Genomic DNA, 17,904 nt, shown 5'->3' with positions numbered 1-17,904 from the left:
CCTCTCAACTATTTCTCAAATTTCTGCTTTGATTCACTTGGAATTTGCTGAATGTAGATATCAATACCGTCGTGTTGCAATTTGGTCAGTAAATCTGCTTCAAGATCGGTTAAATTGATGGTTTTAGAGTAGTTTTTTGTGCCTTCACGTGGTTTAGTACCACCTAAATTAAGGCTGGTTATTTTACCTTGCGTGCCACGGATTAATTTTTCAGCATCTGCTACTGATTCAACGACTATCAGCATTTGATATTTATCAGTTGCGCCTGAGTTTATCGCCTCAATACTGTCATCAATTGATTTCATCACTAATTTTGCATGCTCTGGCTTAGCCAAACGAATCGCAGATTTACGTAGTTCGTCGTTGGCTACAACATCATTAGCAACTAAAATCGTGTTTGCATCCATACTTTCGAACCATGAAACAACAACTTGACCATGCAATAAGCGATGATCAACGCGTAACAATTTAATCATTGGTGTACCTCCTAAGTGAAATCGACCACATATTTGGTATTACTAGCAAACTTATACTCGAGAGCAATTGGTTCGCTATTAGTATCAAAATAGTGATTAGAAATTTTAAATAATGGGTCGTTAATCTGGATTCGAAGTTGTTTAGCGAGCTCGGAGTTGGCCACAGTCAGTTGCAAATCTTGTTCTAATTTATCGACTTTTTTCTTGCCTGAATTGATGATTTCGAGCGCAGATAACACTTTGATAATTGAAATTTGAAAATCGGGAAAGTTATTTAATGGCAGGACAAAAATCTCTTTCGTAATACTGTTTTTTGCCACTTCAAGGAAGCTAATGTAATAGATCAGTTCAGCCGGTTTTATTTTTAGTAATTGACTGTAATATGCACCTGCTTGTCTTAAGTAAGCTTCTTTGATTACTTTTTTGTGATTGGGGTAGATGTATGGTTTTATGATACCTGTCATCTCTAAAATATTTTGGGTCGAGAGCGTTGGCGCAACAAACAGACCAACTCCTTTTTTCCTAACCACCATATTTTGATCAACTAATCGATCTATTGCTTTACGGACAGTTGTTCGACTTACATTATAATCTTTTTGCAATTGCCCTTCGGGTGGTAACTCAGCACCAACGCCATATCGTCCGGTATTTATCTGCTCGAGTAATTGAGCGGCAATTTTTTCAAATAGCTTCATTTATGTTTTTCCTCATAATTGAAGATATTTTTGGCCGATAAGTGATATCGAAATCGGTTACCAATCAAATATTGTTCAGTATATTCAAATGGTTGGAAATTATTATCGTAACTATAACTTGATACTTTATAGATAGGTGTTCCTTCGGCAATAGCTAAATACTCTGCTTTATCTTCGGTCGCCGCTTCGTAGGTGATCTCTTCCCGTCCATGGCTTGGTGTAAAATGATAATGCTCTTTAAGGTATTCATAGAGCGAAATGTTATTTAAGTCCTGTTTTTCTAAATCGGTAAATTTTTCTGAAGGGAGATAATTGATTTCATAAGAAAGCGGTATTTTCCCCAAGAGACGTTGTCTGATAATTCTAATTAGTTGCTGGTTAGATCCGAAAAAGGTACGCAATTGTGCAGGCATCTTTATAATTTGATTGGACAATACTTTTATTTCAATTTGAACATTTTCTTCTTTTTGGATCTCTTCACTAAACGAAGACATTTTTAGCATATTGATTTCAAAAACATTGTGTTCCGGGCTGTAGTTATCTGTTTGAAACATATAACTTTCCATAGCTAAATCATGCAAGGCTTTCCTGACAGTTGTTCGGCTTACCTTAAAAAATTCCGCAAGTCCTCGCTCAGTCGATTTTTCCGTAATAATTTTAGGATTTGCTCTTATTTGTTCTTCTACATCGGTTTTAGACGCAATATCTCGGTATTCCAAAGATCACTCTCCATTACTGGGCTTTTTTAATTCACAGATATATCTTAAATCACATAATATAGTTCAAAAAATAGATAAAAAAATACATGTTGTCAATTTTAAGTACCAAAAGTGTAAGGGAGATCACAAATTTTATGAGAAATTTAATAAAATCAATTAAATGAATATTAATTAGGGTTGACAGTGGGGTAAAATAGCAGCAGATAATGCGTTAAATAAACACTATAAAGCAACTGTTTATATGCTATTGCTGAGAATACAAGCGATAAAGCGGATAATAAAAAAGCCTACTCAATGAGCAGGCTTTTTTATATAAATTGGTCGGCGAGAGAGGATTCGAACCTCCGACCCACTGGTCCCAAACCAGTTGCGCTACCAAGCTGCGCTACTCGCCGCTAGATGTTTCATACTTTGCATAAATGGGGTGGCTAATGGGATTCGAACCCACGACAACTGGAATCACAATCCAGGGCTCTACCAACTGAGCTATAGCCACCATATGAAGTAGGACGAAATATTACGCATAAAAAATAATATTGTCCAGTATATTTTTTAAAAATAATGCTAATTGGTTATATTAAAAGCGCTTAAAGTCTATTCTTTTACCATCAGGGATAACATTAGACTTTATGCGACATAATATCAATTATCTGAGTATCCAATGCTTTCATACTATTACTTGCAATCGCCCCTAGATTATTAATGGTCGTTTCAACACTATCACAAACAATACCTTCATTACCGGTTACTCGAATCCGATTTAAAGCCATCAATACAGCTTTAAATCCAGATGAAACTGATGTTGACACTTTCATTGCACAACTATTTGATGCACCATCACATATTATTCCAGACAAATCACCAACCATATTGCATATAGCCATATCTACTGGCTCATATTGCCCTTTTCCAAGCAACCATGCCATACCAGCAGCAGCTCCCATTGCCGCCGTTGATGCTGCACAAAGTGCTGATAAAGGTGGGAATTTGCTATGTATATAGATCGCAATAGTATGAGATAAAATTAATGCTCTAGCTAATTGCTCTGGCGTCGCATTTAAATAATCGGCGACAACAACTACCGGCATCGTTGCTGTTATCCCCTGATTACCTGAACCGGAGTTACTCATTGCGGGTAAAGTTGCCCCACCCATTCGAGCATCGGAGGCTGCTGCGGTACGTATCATCACTTTGGACAGCAAGTCATCTGCTAACAATCCTGTTTTTGTTTGTTCATACAATGTTGTAGCAATACTTAGACCATATTCTCGTCTTAATCCTTCTTGTGATAAAGCATTATTTAATTCTGCGGAATGTAAAATAAATTCGATATCATCAAAATTAGCTTGCATTGCAAACTCATATATCTGTTTGACTGACATATGATTTATGATCGACTCTTGTTTAGATTCACTTTGCGTTTTTTTATCTGCTTTTAAAATAGTTTCACCATTTTTTTCGATCAGAATTACGTTAGTATGTGAGTTTTCGATGCATACCCTAACATGATCGGTATTCGTATAAATATTGGCTTCAGAATAAATAGCAGTATTATTATCAGCAATTTGTACATTAACTTTATGTTCACTAATTAGTGTTTTAGCCTGAGTAATTTGTTTTGGTTTAATATTTTTTAATACTTCAAGGCCAGCTTGAGCATCGCCACCTATTGCCCCAATTGCTGCGGCAATAGGTAATCCAACCATACCGGTACCTGGAACAGTAACGCCCATGCCGTTTTTCATTAAATTTGGCGAAACAAAAGCCTCAATACGATTAATATTATTTTTATCAATATATTTAGCTGCAACAGCAGCAGCCAAAGCAAGCGAGATAGGCTCAGTACAACCAAGAGCCGGTAAAACTTCGTGTTTCACCAATTGAATTAATTGTTGCCAAGTTAGTTCCATTTATTATCTCCATATAGCTAACAATAAGTACTGAAACCTTCAATTTATAAATAATGCGACTATTTTATTCTATTTAACTTGAAAACTGAATGTACTGCTCACATATTACATAACAAGTTAGTTAAAAAATATTAATGAAACATAGCTTTTATTAATAAATTACATCACTACTAACAGTTCCTTATTCAATCGTTTTTTGATTGAAATATACACTATAAAAATAGAGTAAATCTAAATTTCTATACTTAGTTGCATAGTAAATAAATTAATCAGGAATAGTTCAAAATATGTAATATTTTAGTAAATCCACCTGACTTTTTTTTTATTATTGCAATAATGTAACTATCTAAAATTAAATAATAATGGCGACGTATGATAAATATTTTATTAATTGATGATGATGTAGAATTATCACAAATGCTTAGCGAATATTTAACCAATGAAGGTTTTAATATTAAAAGTGTTTATTTGGGTAAAGATGGTATTGATGAAGCGCTTTCAGGTAAATACCGTGTAGCAATTTTAGATGTAATGTTACCTGATATTAATGGAATTGATGTCCTTAAAAGCATTCGTCAACAATGTAATATGCCAGTAATTATGCTAACGGCTAAAGGTGATAATATTGATCGCGTGTTAGGGTTAGAATTAGGTGCTGATGATTACATTCCAAAACCATGTTATCCACGTGAATTATTAGCTAGATTACGAGCGGTTTTACGTCGTTTTGATGAACGTTCGGTTGAATTAGTCGATGATAAAAAATATCACTTTAATGGTTTAACCTTAGATATTCCTCAGCGATTATGCACTTGGAATGGTCAACCTATTGATTTAACGTCTACCGAATTTAACTTATTAGTTTTACTTGTGAAACATAGTGAGCGAGTGGTAACTAAAGAAGAATTATCTGAAATTGGGCTTGGTCGTGCACGAGAGCTTTATGACCGTAGTGTAGATGTCCATATCAGTAATATTCGCCAAAAATTACATCAAGTCGCACAAAATGATGTAACCATTGAAACGATAAGAGCCGTTGGTTACCGTATTCGTTAATGTAGGTTTGACATGAATCGTCGATTATTTTGGAAAATTCTGATTATCTTTTGGATAATCTTTTATCTTACTTTCCAATTAACTTGGATTGCTTTCTCTTATTATATAGAGAATAAAAATCAACGATTCTTAAATCATATGCCAACTAAAGTGGATATGATTGCACAATTACTACATGTTGCTGGTGAAGATGAGACTCTCAATTTTATCGCACATCTCCCCGAACGTGAGCGAGTTTTATTGTCGATAAAATTGGTCTCTCCTCAAAATGATCAAGTCAATATCATCACAGATGAATTAGAATCAACCAGTTATTTATATCAAAGGATGGCGGTTGCGCCAGACGGAACACTTTACTCGGTATCATTTAAAGACGATAAAACAGATCATAGCAATAATAGGAAAACTTTATTCAATATGCCAACTCCCATTGTACTAATGGGGATATGTGTTGGGTTAGTATTCAGCCTATTTTTAGCATGGAACTTAACCAGACCAATGAAGTTATTAAGGCAAGGGTTTTTTAGAGTTTCTCAAGGCGATCTTTCTGTCCGCCTATTCAAAAAATTAAAACCTCGTCGTGATGAACTTAGCGAATTAGGTAAAGATTTTGACATGATGGTTGAACAGCTCAATATCTTAATTTCTGATCGCCAAGCACTACTCCATGATGTTTCACACGAACTTAGAACGCCACTGGCCCGTTTGCAGCTTGCCATCGGCCTTGCACAGCAAAATAAACAAAACATAGATACTTCATTAGCTAGGATTGAGTTAGAGTCGGAACGCCTAGATCAATTAATAGGTGAAATTTTGAATTATTCACGCGCAGAAATGAATAATCGAACCGATGAATATTTTGACTTAAAAGAGTTAATTGGTGTTGTTGTTAATGATGCTAACTATGAAGCAAATCATCAATCTATTGAAGTAGTATTTAGCATATCATCGATTTCACATTCTATTGTTAAAGGTAATTCAGAACAAATACGACGAGCGATTGAAAATATTATTCGTAATGCTATCCGCTTCTCTAAAGCCGGTCAGACTGTTGAAGTATCGTTAAAAGAAGCTGGAAAATATTTACAAATAGAGGTTAAAGATCGCGGTCCTGGTGTAGATTCAAGTAAATTATCAAGCATTTTTGAACCTTTTGTCCGTATTCAATCAGCACAATTAGGTAAAGGCTATGGACTAGGCTTGGCGATTGCAAGAAAGACCGTTATTATGCATAACGGTACTATTCAAGCTAATAATCGAGATGGCGGTGGTTTAGTGGTAACAATAAAACTACCTTATTGGCGAAAGCACTAATAACATTCTGAATTAACAGTTAAAACATACTCTTTCACAAGGCTTTCAAGTGTAATTTTATCATAACCAGTAAAATTCAAATTTTTCATAATCGTTTGTGGATTAGTTTCAAGTATCGCCTTATATTCAGCTATATATTGCTTTGCAATTGGTTTATAAGACCAGTGCCACTCTTCTGGTAAATATCCACCCTTTCTTCCTTCATTAAATGGCTGGCAAAAACCATATTTTGGTAAGTTTTCACGAAGCCATTGATACAAAATAATACCCTTTTTATCATTTTTAAAATATTCAGATGACACGCTGGTAATATCAATATCTGTTCCCCAATGATGCCTTGATGTGCCAGGCATTGAAGATAATTTTAAAATTTCTTCGGCAATTTTTTGTGGCACTTTTAACTTAGGTAATAAGGCGTCCCATTTACGTTGCCAAATGCCATTTTGATACGTGTAATTACGTGTTGCACTCACAACTATAAACGGAATATCTGGATAAGATTTTTTAAAATCGTTATAAGCTTTAATTAGCTGCTGAGTGGGCTCTTTTTGAAGATACATGCCTTTTTTATTTACTGGTAATATTGTTGAATCCAGAGCAATAAAATCGCTGTCTTTTTTCTCATCAAATTGGCCTGTAAGTTTATTTAATGGAATTGATTGTGCCATAGCAAATGTTGAACATAAAAGTAGAGTTAAAGTTTGAGTAAAATTGGCAATTGTTTTTATTATTTTTTTCATCATTCAAATTGTAATTAATATTATATTAGCCAGATAAGGTGAAAAACAGTATAATCCTTTCCCTAAAAATTGAAATAGCCATAATGTGTAAAAACGAGGCAATATGTTAACACCAGCTACACAAAAATCGTCTGGCGATTGTTCAGATGTGACAACCAATCAAAACACCACAACCCCAACCAATGAAAAAATTAACTTGCTTAACTTCACTAGACAACAGTTAAGAGAGTTTTTTATTTCCTTAGGGGAAAAACCATTTAGAGCTGATCAAGTGATGAAATGGATCTATCATTTTGGGATAGATGATTTTGATCTGATGACCGACATCAACAAAAAGCTCCGTGAACAACTAAAAAGATTAGCTGAAATTAAAGCACCTAAAATTGCTCTTGAACAGCGATCATCGGATGGTACCATTAAATGGGCGTTAGATGTGGGTAATAATCAGATGATTGAATCGGTTTATATCCCTGAACGTGATCGAGCAACTTTGTGCGTATCATCACAAGTGGGTTGTGCGCTTGAATGTAAATTCTGTTCAACTGCCCAGCAAGGTTTTAATCGCAATTTAACCGTTTCTGAAATTATTGGCCAGGTTTGGCAAGCATCAAATGCGATTGGTGTCACAGGCAAATTAGCCGATCGGCCTATCACGAATGTTGTTATGATGGGTATGGGTGAACCTTTACTTAATTTATCTAATGTTGCACCAGCAATGGAAATCATGTTAGATGATTTTGGTTATGGTTTATCAAAAAGACGGGTCACACTTTCAACCTCTGGCGTAGTACCGGCATTAGATAAATTGGCAGGAATGATTGATGTTGCTTTAGCTATTTCACTTCATGCACCAAATGATGAAATCCGAAGTGAAATAATGCCAATTAACCAAAAATATAATATGGCAATGCTACGTGATTCAATTTTACGTTATCTATCAACATCAAATGCTAATCACGGTAAGGTGACAATTGAATATGTTTTACTCAATCAAATCAATGATAGTGTTGAACATGCGCATGAACTGGCAAAATTCTTAAAAAATGTGCCTAGTAAGATCAATTTAATTCCATGGAATCCATTCCCTGGAGCACCTTATTCTCGTTGTTCAAATACTCGAATTGATCGCTTTATGAAAACATTAATGGGTTATGGATTTACGGTTATTGTTCGTAAAACACGCGGTGATGATATTGATGCGGCTTGCGGGCAACTTGCTGGAGAAGTGGTTGATCGTACTAAACGCACACTGTATAAGAAACAAAACCTTATTCAACAATAAAAAGGAGTTGTGGATGAAAGGCGTATTAATTGCATTAATTAGTATGTTAATACTAGCTGGCTGTCAAACAAATACTCGTGAAGAATTTGATCCTGAAGCAGCGGCAATCGCTAGAATGCGATTGGGGTTAGGCTACTTAGCTAAAGCCAATGAATCCGAGGATAATGTTAAAGCTGCACATTATAATCTAAAATTAGCCGCTCAGTATTCACCCAATAATCCACAAGTGATGCTGGCAATGGCAATGTTTGATCAGCATGTTGGTGAATATAATGAAGCAGAAATGATCTACAAACGTATTACATTAATGCAACCTGGTAATGGCTTATTTCATGTCCATTATGGCTCCTTTTTATGTGGCAGGAATCGTTATCAAGAAGCCAAAGAACAATTTAGCAAAAGCCTACAATTTGATCGACACCGCTGGAAAGCCGATACCTATGAGCAATATGGTTATTGTGCGATTCAAAATGGAGATACAAAAACGGCAGACCTTATGTTCAAACAACTTTTTGAATATGATTCAAACCGCCGAAATAATGTAATAAAAACAGCAGAATTTTATAAAAACAAAGGCGATAAAAAGATAGCTAATTATCTATTTTTAATATCAAAAAAATAAATTATAAAAATTAAAATAAAAATCATTAGAAGCAAGAGTAAATATCATGAGTTTTTGGGCTATTTTATTATTAGCATTAGCCATGTCGACTGATGCATTTGCGGTAGCGGTTTGTCGTGGCGTTTCGCTTAAATCAACACCCTTTTTCGGTGCATTAAAAGTAGGCGTTTTATTTGGCTTTATCGAAGCTATTACCCCTATACTAGGCTGGTTTATTGGCTATATTGCACTTCAATATATTGAAAACTGGGATCATTGGATCATTTTTGCCGTCATGCTTCTGTTAGGTCTTAATATGATTTATCATAGTTTTAAAGAAGAAAACGATGAAAATGACGACCAAAAACCCCTCTCCTCAAAATCATTTCTAATATTAGTCCTTACGGCTATTTCAACTAGTATTGATGCTTTTGCAATTGGTGTTGGATTAGCCCTTGCTAGTGTCAACATCTACTTCGCTTCAACAATGATCGGGTTAGCGACTTGTATTATGGTTACCCTTGGGTTATTGCTAGGTAAAAAAATTGGTTGTTTAATTGGGAAAAAAGCATCATTTATTGGCGGTATAGTTCTTATCATCATTGGTTCAATAACACTTTACCAGCACTTAACAAGTTAATTTTGAATATTTTATATAATCAATCGCTAGGTATAAAAAAACCACTCACATAACGGAGTGGTTTTTATTAGGAGAAACAGCAGAATTACATCATTCCGCCCATTCCACCCATGCCGCCCATACCTGCAGCAGCACCTAAATCAGCTTTATCATCTTTAGGTAGATCAGTAACCATACATTCAGTTGTGATCATAAGACCAGCAACAGATGCAGCATATTGTAATGCGCTACGAGTTACTTTAGTTGGATCTAAGATACCCATTGCGATCATATCGCCGTACTCTTCAGTTGAAGCATTGTAACCATAGTTACCTTTACCACCTTTAACTGCGTTAACAACAACTGATGCTTCTTCACCACAGTTAGTCACGATTTGACGTAATGGCGCTTCCATTGCACGAAGGGCAACTTTAATACCAACGTTTTGATCTTCGTTTGCACCTTTAAGGTCTAAAATTGCAGATGCAGCACGAACTAACGCAACACCACCACCGGCAACCACACCTTCTTCAACAGCTGCACGAGTTGCATGTAATGCATCTTCTACACGTGCTTTTTTCTCTTTCATTTCAACTTCAGTTGCTGCACCAACTTTAATTACTGCAACACCACCAGCTAATTTAGCTACACGTTCTTGAAGTTTTTCTTTATCGTAATCAGAAGTTGATTCTTCGATTTGTTTACGAATTTGTTCAACACGTGCACTGATTAAAGACTCTTCACCAACACCATCAATGATAGTGGTATTGTCTTTATTGATAACAACACGTTTAGCTTGACCTAGATCTTCTAAAGTTGCTTTTTCAAGCTCTAAACCAATTTCTTCTGAAATTACAGTACCAGCTGTTAAAATAGCGATATCTTGTAACATTGCTTTACGACGGTCACCAAAGCCAGGTGCTTTAACTGCGGCAACTTTAACAATACCACGCATAGTGTTCACAACTAAAGTTGCTAATGCTTCGCCTTCAACATCTTCAGCAATGATTAGTAGTGATTTACCTGCTTTAGCAACTGCTTCTAATACTGGTAATAATTCACGGATGTTAGAGATTTTTTTATCAGCTAATAAAATATATGGGCTATCTAATTCAACAGTAGCTGTTTCTGGTTTATTGATGAAATATGGTGATAAATAACCACGATCAAATTGCATACCTTCAACAACATCAAGCTCGTCTTGTAAACCAGTACCATCTTCAACAGTGATAACACCTTCTTTACCCACTTTTTCCATTGCTTGAGCAATTAAAGTACCAACAGTTTCATCTGAGTTAGCAGAGATTGTACCTACTTGAGCAATCGCTTTAGAATCAGCACATGGTGAAGATAATTTTTTAAGCTCTTCAACTGCTGCAACAACTGCTTTATCGATACCACGTTTTAAATCCATTGGATTCATGCCCGCAGCAACCGCTTTTAAACCTTCATTAACAATAGCTTGAGCAAGTACTGTTGCGGTAGTTGTACCGTCACCAGCGGCATCGTTTGCTTTTGAAGCCACTTCTTTAACCATTTGTGCACCCATGTTTTCGAATTTATCTTCTAATTCGATTTCACGAGCAACTGACACACCGTCTTTAGTAATGGTTGGTGCACCAAATGATTTATCTAATACTACGTTACGTCCTTTTGGACCTAAAGTGACTTTAACTGCATCAGCTAATACATTGACGCCTTTAAGCATTTTAACGCGAGCGTCATTACCAAATTTTACATCTTTAGCTGCCATTTTGTATTTCTCCTAAATTCTGTCTATAAATTAAATTATTTGCCAATTACGCTTGAACAATGGCTAAAATATCGCTTTCAGATAAGATAAGCACTTCTTCGTTATCAATTTTTTCTGTTTTAACGCCATATCCTTCATTGAAAATAACGATATCACCAACTTTTACATCTAGTGGTTGAACTTGACCATTTTCTAAAATGCGACCATTACCAACAGCTAAAACTTCACCACGTGTTGATTTACCCGCAGCTGAGCCTGTTAAAACAATACCGCCAGCTGATTTTGACTCTACTTCTTTGCGTTTAATGATCACACGATCATGCAATGGACGAATTTTCATTAGTTATCTCCTAGCACTAATATAAATTAAATAATTATTAACAATAAATCATAAAATTATGATCTATATAATATAGTGAACATTAAATGGGGGTTGTTTTAAATTCTTCAAGAGAATAACATTAAAAAATTTTTTAATTGATTAATTATTAGTCATCTTTACGCTCAAATTCACCCTCAATTACATCATTAAGTTGCGCATTGTTGCTAGAAGAAAATGAACGAACTTTGAAAGGAAATTTTTTAACAATAAAGCGAACAATATAATCTTGAACGCGTGGAATTAACAAAATCCCGCCAAGCATATCGGTTAAAAAACCAGGAATTAGCAATAAAAAACCCGCAAAGAGTAAGGACACACTCTTAATAATTTCATCTTTAGGGCTTTGATTATTAGCGATTTTTTGTTGCATAATACTTAGGTTATTTAAACCCTGCTTTTTAATTAAAGAAAACCCAATAATCGAAGTGGCAATAATGCCAATTAAAGCAAGAAAAACACCTATTGAATCAGCAACTTTTATAAAGAAGCTAAGTTCCAAATAAGCATAAATAAAAAAAACAATAAATCCAAAGACTCGCATATAAAATTCCTCTAAGTATAGAGTGATATTATGTCATAATAAGTTACTAATATAGTAATAACTAGTTAAATTTCAACCAAACGACATATATTTTTCAAAATATCTTACAAAAGGGATTGACTGATAATCGGGAATCGTGTTTAATACACCTCCATTGTTGCCCGGATAGCTCAGTCGGTAGAGCAGGGGATTGAAAATCCCCGTGTCCGTGGTTCGATTCCGCGTCCGGGCACCAATTACGAAAAAGGAACACCAGCGAAAGCTGGTTTTTTTGTGTCTGAAATTCCGCTAAATAAATATATTCTCTATCTTTTTTAAGCATTTCCGTTGTATTACCAGTGATAGTTATGATGCTAGATAGCTTGCTTTTATAAATCAATTAAAAAAGTATATGAATTAAGAACTGTCTTGAGCTGATTATAAACTCCAAATAATAAATTTTGTTTGTAATATGATAGTTTGAAAGATTGTGTAACGACGATTTACAATCGTTGTATCGTAATACAATAGCACATCTAAGATCTGCTCAAAGAATATCTGCTTGAATTATTTTTTATACCCAAAATCTCGCCACTCTCATCTCTCTTCACTCCTATATATCTATTTTTGTTATAACTAAATGCAAAATAATCGTTTTCGCATCTCACCATAATTTGGTCTAATTATTTCATATTTTTATCATTACTAATCCAATACATTAGTAGCGTAGCGTGAGGTGTCGAGTGAAAGATTTACCTATTTTTCAAAAGTTATATAGGCATGGGATAAGCTTAATATTATTGGCAATTTGCACTTTTATGCATCAAGCGCAAGCAATTGAATTACTCAATGTCTCTTATGATCCAACGCGAGAACTTTATAAAGCATATAATCAGGCTTTTATCGAGTATTGGCAGCAGCAAACCGGTGAACGGTTGACGATAAATAATTCGCATGGTGGGTCTGGTAAACAGGCGCGTTCGGTCATTGATGGTTTGCAGGCCGATGTGGTGACGCTTGCTTTAGCGAGTGATATTGATGCGTTAAACCGTTATCAAACTAACATATCACCTGATTGGCAAGCTAGGCTGCCAAATAATAGTGCGCCTTACCATTCAACTATTGTCTTTTTAGTACGTAAAGGTAATCCAAAACAGATTTATGATTGGGGTGATCTCATTAAAGATGATGTTGAAGTAATAACACCCAATCCCAAAACCTCGGGTGGGGCTCGTTGGAATTTTTTGGCGGCTTGGGCTTATGCTAAAAGCACCTATGGTAACGATGAACAAGCTCAAGATTTTGTCACCAAATTATATCAACATGTTCCGGTTTTAGACACTGGTGCCAGAGGCGCAACCATTAGCTTTGTACAGCGAGGCTTAGGTGATGTTTTAATTTCTTGGGAAAATGAGGCTTATTTGGCGTTAAGAGAGCAAGGTGGCGATCAATTAGAAATTATTATGCCCTCATTATCCATTTTAGCTGAGCCGACTGTGGCTTTAGTCGATAAAGTTGTTGATAGCAAAGGTACACGTAAGCAAGCGCAAGCTTATTTGGAATACTTATATAGCGATCCGGCACAACACATCATTGCCAAGCATTTTTACCGTCCTGTTAATCCTGATGTCCTTAAACAATATGCTGATCAGTTTCCTACTATTAAGTTAGTTACGGTTGATAACGATTTTGGTGGATGGCAAACAGTGCAAAAAAAATTTTTTAGTGATGGGGCCATCTTTGATGCAATTTATGCTGAGATAAACTAATTACTACTTATTCTGGCGATGTTATGTGTGTGCTCACTTAGCTTTGCGGTATAAAGGTGAATGTTATGAAAGTTGCAAGCATTAAACAACAACGGATCATCCCAGGTTTTAGCTTAACGTTAGGTTATACTTTAACCTTTCTTAGTTTGATTGTGCTTATTCCGTTATTAGGTTTATTTCTTTATTCAACAAAGCTGTCTTTTGAGGAGTGGCATCGGTTATTAGTCAGCAAACAGTTTTTATTGGCATTAACTCTTTCATTAAGTACCGCATTTATCAGTGCCGGTTTAAACAGCTTTATTGGTTTATTATTGGCTTGGGTACTGGTGCGTTATCGATTTCCAGGACGTAAGATAATGGATATCTGTATTGATATCCCGTTTGCCTTACCAACAGCCGTTGCTGGCATTGCGTTAACCGCAATTTATGCCAAAAATGGGCCAATTGGGCAATGGTTCAGTTTTAAAATTGCTTATACCCCCATTGGCATTACCTTAGCGCTGTTATTTGTTACATTGCCGTTTGTTGTGCGTACTTTGCAACCGGTGATGGCTGATTTACCACGTGAAAAAGAAGAAGCGGCGAGTTTGCTTGGTGCATCGCCTAGGCAAATTTTTATGCATATTATTTTACCGGCCATTTTACCTGCTTGGCTAACGGGGTTTACCCTCGCTTTTGCTCGTGCTATTGGCGAATATGGTTCAGTGGTCTTTATTGCCGGTAATATTCCATTTAAGACCGAAATATTACCGTTATTAATTGTCTCAAAACTTGACCAATATGCTTATGATGCCGCTGCCGCGATTGGTGTAACAATGTTAGTGATTGCTTTTGTATTGTTATTAATTATGAACAGTTTACAGCGAAAACTTAACCGTAAGATTAATAAAAACCATTAATATAAGATTATGCAGATATTACAATCAATAACAGAAAAAAAGAGAGTAACCCGTTTACAGCTATTGCTAATCTTATTGGCGATATTGCTGTTTTTCGGACTTTTGGTGTTGCCGCTGGTTGTGGTGCTCGCGCAGGGGCTAGCTAATGGTGTAAATGCATTTTGGCAAGTGATTATTGAGCCAGATACCTTATCCGCTTTTAAATTAACACTGATTGCCGTTGGTGTAGCGGTACCATTAAATGTGATATTTGGTGTATGTGCAGCTTGGGTCATAACTAAATATCAGTTCAAAGGCAAACAAATATTAGTCACATTAATTGATTTACCGTTCTCGATTTCCCCCATTGTTGCAGGTTTAATCTATGTATTGCTATTTGGCGCACAAAGTGCGTTGTATCCGTTTTTGCAGGCGTGGAATATTCAAATTGTCTATGCGATTCCAGGAATTATCTTAGCAACGATTTTTGTATCCGTTCCTTTTGTGGCAAGAGAACTCATTCCGATAATGGCATTACAAGGCATTCATGAAGAAGAGGCCGCCAGCGTCCTTGGTGCGAATGGCTGGCAAATTTTTTTCCACATTACTTTACCCAATATTAAATGGGCCTTAATGCATGGTGTTGTTCTTTGCACCGCTCGCTCACTCGGTGAATTTGGCGCGGTATCGGTTGTTTCTGGGCATATTCGTGGTTACACCAATACATTACCGCTTCATGTTGAGATTTTATACAATGAATACAATATTGTTGCCGCATTTAGTGTCGCTATTTTGCTATTAATGATGTCGCTTGCGTTACTCTTGATTCGTCAATGGGTTGAAAGGCGCTTAGCCAATGAATGTCATTACGGGAACTAAGAGGTAGATATGAGTATTACACTACACAATATCAGTAAAAGTTTTGAACACGTTAATGTCTTAGAAAATATCAATTTCAGCATAAAACAAGGTGAATTAGTTGCACTATTAGGCCCATCTGGTTGTGGAAAAACAACTTTACTGCGCATTATAGCCGGTTTAGAAACTGCCAGTTCAGGGCAAATCTATTTTGCTGATAGGGAAGTAACTAAGCTGAGCGCCAAGCAACGAGAAATTGGTTTTGTCTTTCAAAATTATGCGTTATTTCGGCATATGAATGTAGCTGAAAATGTGGCATTTGGACTAAAAATGAAACCAAGATCTGTACGATTAAATAAAACAGCAATTGATGAACGCGTTAATCAATTACTCGAATTAGTGCAACTTGACCATTTTGCCAAACGTTATCCAGACCAACTGTCAGGTGGTCAGCGTCAGCGAGTTGCGTTAGCGCGTGCGTTGGCTTCAAAACCTAATGTGTTGTTGCTTGATGAACCATTTAGTGCTTTAGATGCTAAAGTCCGTAAAGATTTAAGACGTTGGTTACGTGATTTTCATCATGAACTTAATGTTACCAGCATCTTTGTTACCCATGATCAAGAAGAAGCACTGGAAGTTGCTGATAGAATAATTTTAATGAATCAAGGTCACATAGAGCAAATAGGTACCCCTGCTGAAGTCTATAAGCAACCAAAAACCGCCTTTGTTGCGCATTTTCTAGGGGATGTTAACCTTTTATATGGTTATATTGAAAATAATACATTAATCATTGGTGATTTTCACAAAGATATGAGGGAACAAGGTACCTGGCCTGATCAGTCTACTATCGCTTATGTTCGACCTCACGAAATCAGTATTGCTAAAATTGCCCGAAAAAATGATATCCAAGGAGAAGTTGTACGTATACATACTGCTGGTCCAACCGTCTTTCTGGAAATTGCTGTAGCCGGACAACCAAAGCATATTGATGTATCTATTAGCTATCGACAATATGAACAACAGCAAGTTGAAATTGGTGATACTGTCTACTGGCAACCTGCACTCGTTAATATTTTTATGCAAGATGAACTATTAGAGTTTATGATTTAAGGAGAATGATTCCTATAAATTAAATCTGATAATCAAGTATTTTGGAATGAGTTTGCTCAATTAATGCATGACTTTTGATATCTTCCAGTGACAACTCTTGATTGCATAATTGAATAAAGCGCCAAATATAATTACGTTGTAATTTATGTCGTTTTAATCCTAGCCATGTAACATGTGATTCAAACAGATGTTTCGCATCCAATTCAACTAAATTGATATCATGATCAGGGTTATACATTTTATTACCTAAAATACCAATCCCTAAACCTAACTCAACATAAGTTTTAATAACATCAGGCTCCTGAACATTGAGCGAGATATTGGGTGTCAATCCGATAGCTGAAAAGGCTTTATCAATACTTTTACGAGGAAATATTCCTTGACGATAAGTGATGATAGGTAATGTTTGTAACATATCTAACGTCACTTTATCGACTTTAGTCAAAGGGTGATCTTTCGGAGTAACTATAGAGTAATGCCAACGATAAAAAGGGTAAATAGCAAGTGAACTGTTATCCACTCTTTCATTATCAATACCAATATCTGCTTCGCCAGAAAGAAGCTGAGAGATAATTTCACTAGATGCTCCCTGATTGATAATGATATGAACTTTAGGAAAAAGCGTTCTAAAAGATTTTATAATATTTGGGAGAATATAACGGGCCTGAGAGTGGGTGGTCGCTATCACTAATGAACCTTCATCAGTATTAGAAAAAATGGTTGATAACCGCTTAATATTATTAATTTCATTTAAAATTCGCTCGGCAATAACCACCAATTCTAAACCAGGTTCAGTCATGTTAATCAAGCGCTTACCTTGACGAATAAAAAGATCAATATTCAGCTCTTCTTCTAGCTCTTTGATATGTCGGCTTACACCAGACTGAGATGTGTATAAAGAATTTGCGACTTCGGTTAAATTATAATTACAACGCGCAGCTTCGTGAATAATCCTTAATTGTTGTATATTCATGACGATCTTCCTAGTAAAAATTACTTTATTCCCGTTAGATAGTTGTATTATTTATGTGTAAGTTGCTGTATATAATTAATAACTAAAAAGTGAATTATTTAAAAAATTTCAGACCGCCAGCAAGCATAAGCAATATGATGAAACTGGTTATAAGCATTTTGTCTAATTTATAAATTATGCTTATTCGTAATTTTATTAGTAAAATTATGTACTTTGATAAGTAATTTCAGTATAAAAGAACGTATAAAA

General features: G+C 35.6%; 18 protein-coding genes and 3 tRNA genes. 10 read left to right on the top strand and 11 right to left on the bottom strand.

The window, feature by feature from the left end:
• Positions 1–8 precede the first annotated feature (8 nt).
• The 6 genes from J3U18_RS09340 to J3U18_RS09315 form a co-directional block, all read right to left on the bottom strand.
• Positions 9–476 carry a PTS sugar transporter subunit IIB gene (locus J3U18_RS09340; RefSeq protein ID WP_267353779.1) on the bottom strand — a complete coding sequence of 156 codons (468 nt, stop codon included), beginning with the start codon at positions 474–476 and terminating at the stop codon, positions 9–11.
• An 11-nt stretch (positions 477–487) separates the two neighbouring features.
• Positions 488–1,171 carry a GntR family transcriptional regulator gene (locus J3U18_RS09335; protein WP_267353777.1) on the bottom strand — a complete coding sequence of 228 codons (684 nt, stop codon included), beginning with the start codon at positions 1,169–1,171 and terminating at the stop codon, positions 488–490.
• Complete coding sequence (locus J3U18_RS09330) at positions 1,168–1,890, bottom strand: GntR family transcriptional regulator (protein WP_267330806.1); 723 nt, start codon at positions 1,888–1,890, stop codon at positions 1,168–1,170. The genes J3U18_RS09335 and J3U18_RS09330 overlap by 4 nt, the downstream gene beginning before the upstream one ends.
• A 318-nt stretch (positions 1,891–2,208) precedes the next feature.
• Positions 2,209–2,285: transfer RNA gene (locus J3U18_RS09325), tRNA-Pro, on the bottom strand.
• A gap of 25 nt (positions 2,286–2,310) precedes the next feature.
• Positions 2,311–2,386: transfer RNA gene (locus J3U18_RS09320), tRNA-His, on the bottom strand.
• Between the two features lie 124 nt (positions 2,387–2,510).
• Positions 2,511–3,800, bottom strand: coding sequence for a serine dehydratase subunit alpha family protein (locus J3U18_RS09315; protein ID WP_267353776.1), 1,290 nt, complete (start codon positions 3,798–3,800; stop codon positions 2,511–2,513).
• 375 nt (positions 3,801–4,175) lie between these two features.
• Here J3U18_RS09315 and J3U18_RS09310 point away from each other — a divergent pair, with 375 nt between their 5' ends.
• Both J3U18_RS09310 and J3U18_RS09305 read left to right on the top strand, forming a co-directional pair.
• Positions 4,176–4,856, top strand: coding sequence for a response regulator transcription factor (locus tag J3U18_RS09310; protein WP_065562775.1), 681 nt, complete (start codon positions 4,176–4,178; stop codon positions 4,854–4,856).
• Between the two features lie 12 nt (positions 4,857–4,868).
• Positions 4,869–6,170: an ATP-binding protein gene (locus J3U18_RS09305; protein WP_065562747.1), complete on the top strand. Its 1,302-nt coding sequence runs from the start codon at positions 4,869–4,871 to the stop codon at positions 6,168–6,170.
• Here the strand turns inward: J3U18_RS09305 and J3U18_RS09300 are convergent.
• Complete coding sequence (locus J3U18_RS09300) at positions 6,167–6,913, bottom strand: M15 family metallopeptidase (protein ID WP_081299501.1); 747 nt, start codon at positions 6,911–6,913, stop codon at positions 6,167–6,169. The genes J3U18_RS09305 and J3U18_RS09300 overlap by 4 nt on opposite strands.
• 100 nt (positions 6,914–7,013) lie before the next feature.
• Between J3U18_RS09300 and J3U18_RS09295 the strand changes: the two genes are divergently transcribed.
• From J3U18_RS09295 to J3U18_RS09285, 3 genes are read left to right on the top strand one after another with little or no spacing between them, the layout of a single operon-like run.
• A complete protein-coding gene (locus J3U18_RS09295) occupies positions 7,014–8,192 on the top strand; it encodes a bifunctional tRNA (adenosine(37)-C2)-methyltransferase TrmG/ribosomal RNA large subunit methyltransferase RlmN (protein ID WP_267353775.1) in 1,179 nt (392 codons plus the stop codon).
• A 13-nt stretch (positions 8,193–8,205) separates the two neighbouring features.
• Positions 8,206–8,814 carry a hypothetical protein gene (locus tag J3U18_RS09290; RefSeq protein WP_267353774.1) on the top strand — a complete coding sequence of 203 codons (609 nt, stop codon included), beginning with the start codon at positions 8,206–8,208 and terminating at the stop codon, positions 8,812–8,814.
• Positions 8,815–8,860: 46 nt separating this feature from the next.
• Positions 8,861–9,433: a manganese efflux pump MntP family protein gene (locus tag J3U18_RS09285; protein ID WP_065562750.1), complete on the top strand. Its 573-nt coding sequence runs from the start codon at positions 8,861–8,863 to the stop codon at positions 9,431–9,433.
• A gap of 85 nt (positions 9,434–9,518) precedes the next feature.
• Here the strand turns inward: J3U18_RS09285 and groL are convergent, their stop codons facing one another.
• From groL to J3U18_RS09270, 3 genes are all read right to left on the bottom strand, one after another.
• Positions 9,519–11,165, bottom strand: coding sequence for a chaperonin GroEL (gene groL / locus J3U18_RS09280; protein ID WP_065562751.1), 1,647 nt, complete (start codon positions 11,163–11,165; stop codon positions 9,519–9,521).
• Positions 11,166–11,211: 46 nt separating this feature from the next.
• Entirely contained in the window at positions 11,212–11,505 is a 294-nt protein-coding gene (locus J3U18_RS09275) for a co-chaperone GroES (RefSeq protein ID WP_034915350.1), read from the bottom strand.
• Positions 11,506–11,653: 148 nt separating this feature from the next.
• Positions 11,654–12,088, bottom strand: a complete 435-nt coding sequence (locus J3U18_RS09270) for an FxsA family protein (protein ID WP_065562752.1) — start codon at positions 12,086–12,088, stop codon at positions 11,654–11,656.
• A 159-nt stretch (positions 12,089–12,247) separates the two neighbouring features.
• Here J3U18_RS09270 and J3U18_RS09265 point away from each other — a divergent pair.
• From J3U18_RS09265 to J3U18_RS09245, 5 genes are all read left to right on the top strand, one after another.
• A tRNA-Phe gene (locus J3U18_RS09265) sits at positions 12,248–12,323 on the top strand.
• Between the two features lie 562 nt (positions 12,324–12,885).
• Positions 12,886–13,836: a sulfate ABC transporter substrate-binding protein gene (locus J3U18_RS09260; protein WP_416379906.1), complete on the top strand. Its 951-nt coding sequence runs from the start codon at positions 12,886–12,888 to the stop codon at positions 13,834–13,836.
• An 80-nt stretch (positions 13,837–13,916) separates the two neighbouring features.
• Positions 13,917–14,735 (top strand): sulfate ABC transporter permease subunit CysT, encoded by an 819-nt coding sequence (gene cysT / locus J3U18_RS09255; protein ID WP_416380405.1) that lies wholly within the window; start codon positions 13,917–13,919, stop codon positions 14,733–14,735.
• A 9-nt stretch (positions 14,736–14,744) separates the two neighbouring features.
• Positions 14,745–15,593 (top strand): sulfate ABC transporter permease subunit CysW, encoded by an 849-nt coding sequence (gene cysW / locus J3U18_RS09250; protein WP_267353770.1) that lies wholly within the window; start codon positions 14,745–14,747, stop codon positions 15,591–15,593.
• 9 nt (positions 15,594–15,602) lie between these two features.
• Positions 15,603–16,682, top strand: a complete 1,080-nt coding sequence (locus J3U18_RS09245; RefSeq protein WP_267353768.1) for a sulfate/molybdate ABC transporter ATP-binding protein — start codon at positions 15,603–15,605, stop codon at positions 16,680–16,682.
• A 19-nt stretch (positions 16,683–16,701) separates the two neighbouring features.
• On the opposite strand, the gene J3U18_RS09240 is transcribed toward J3U18_RS09245, so the two are convergent.
• Complete coding sequence (locus J3U18_RS09240) at positions 16,702–17,655, bottom strand: LysR substrate-binding domain-containing protein (RefSeq protein WP_267353766.1); 954 nt, start codon at positions 17,653–17,655, stop codon at positions 16,702–16,704.
• Between the last annotated feature and the right edge of the window lie 249 nt (positions 17,656–17,904).

This window comes from Gilliamella sp. B3482 (genome assembly GCF_026536805.1).
In the GTDB taxonomy this organism is placed as follows: domain Bacteria; phylum Pseudomonadota; class Gammaproteobacteria; order Enterobacterales; family Orbaceae; genus Gilliamella; species Gilliamella apicola_E.
This window is presented reverse-complemented; position numbering and strand designations above follow the sequence as displayed.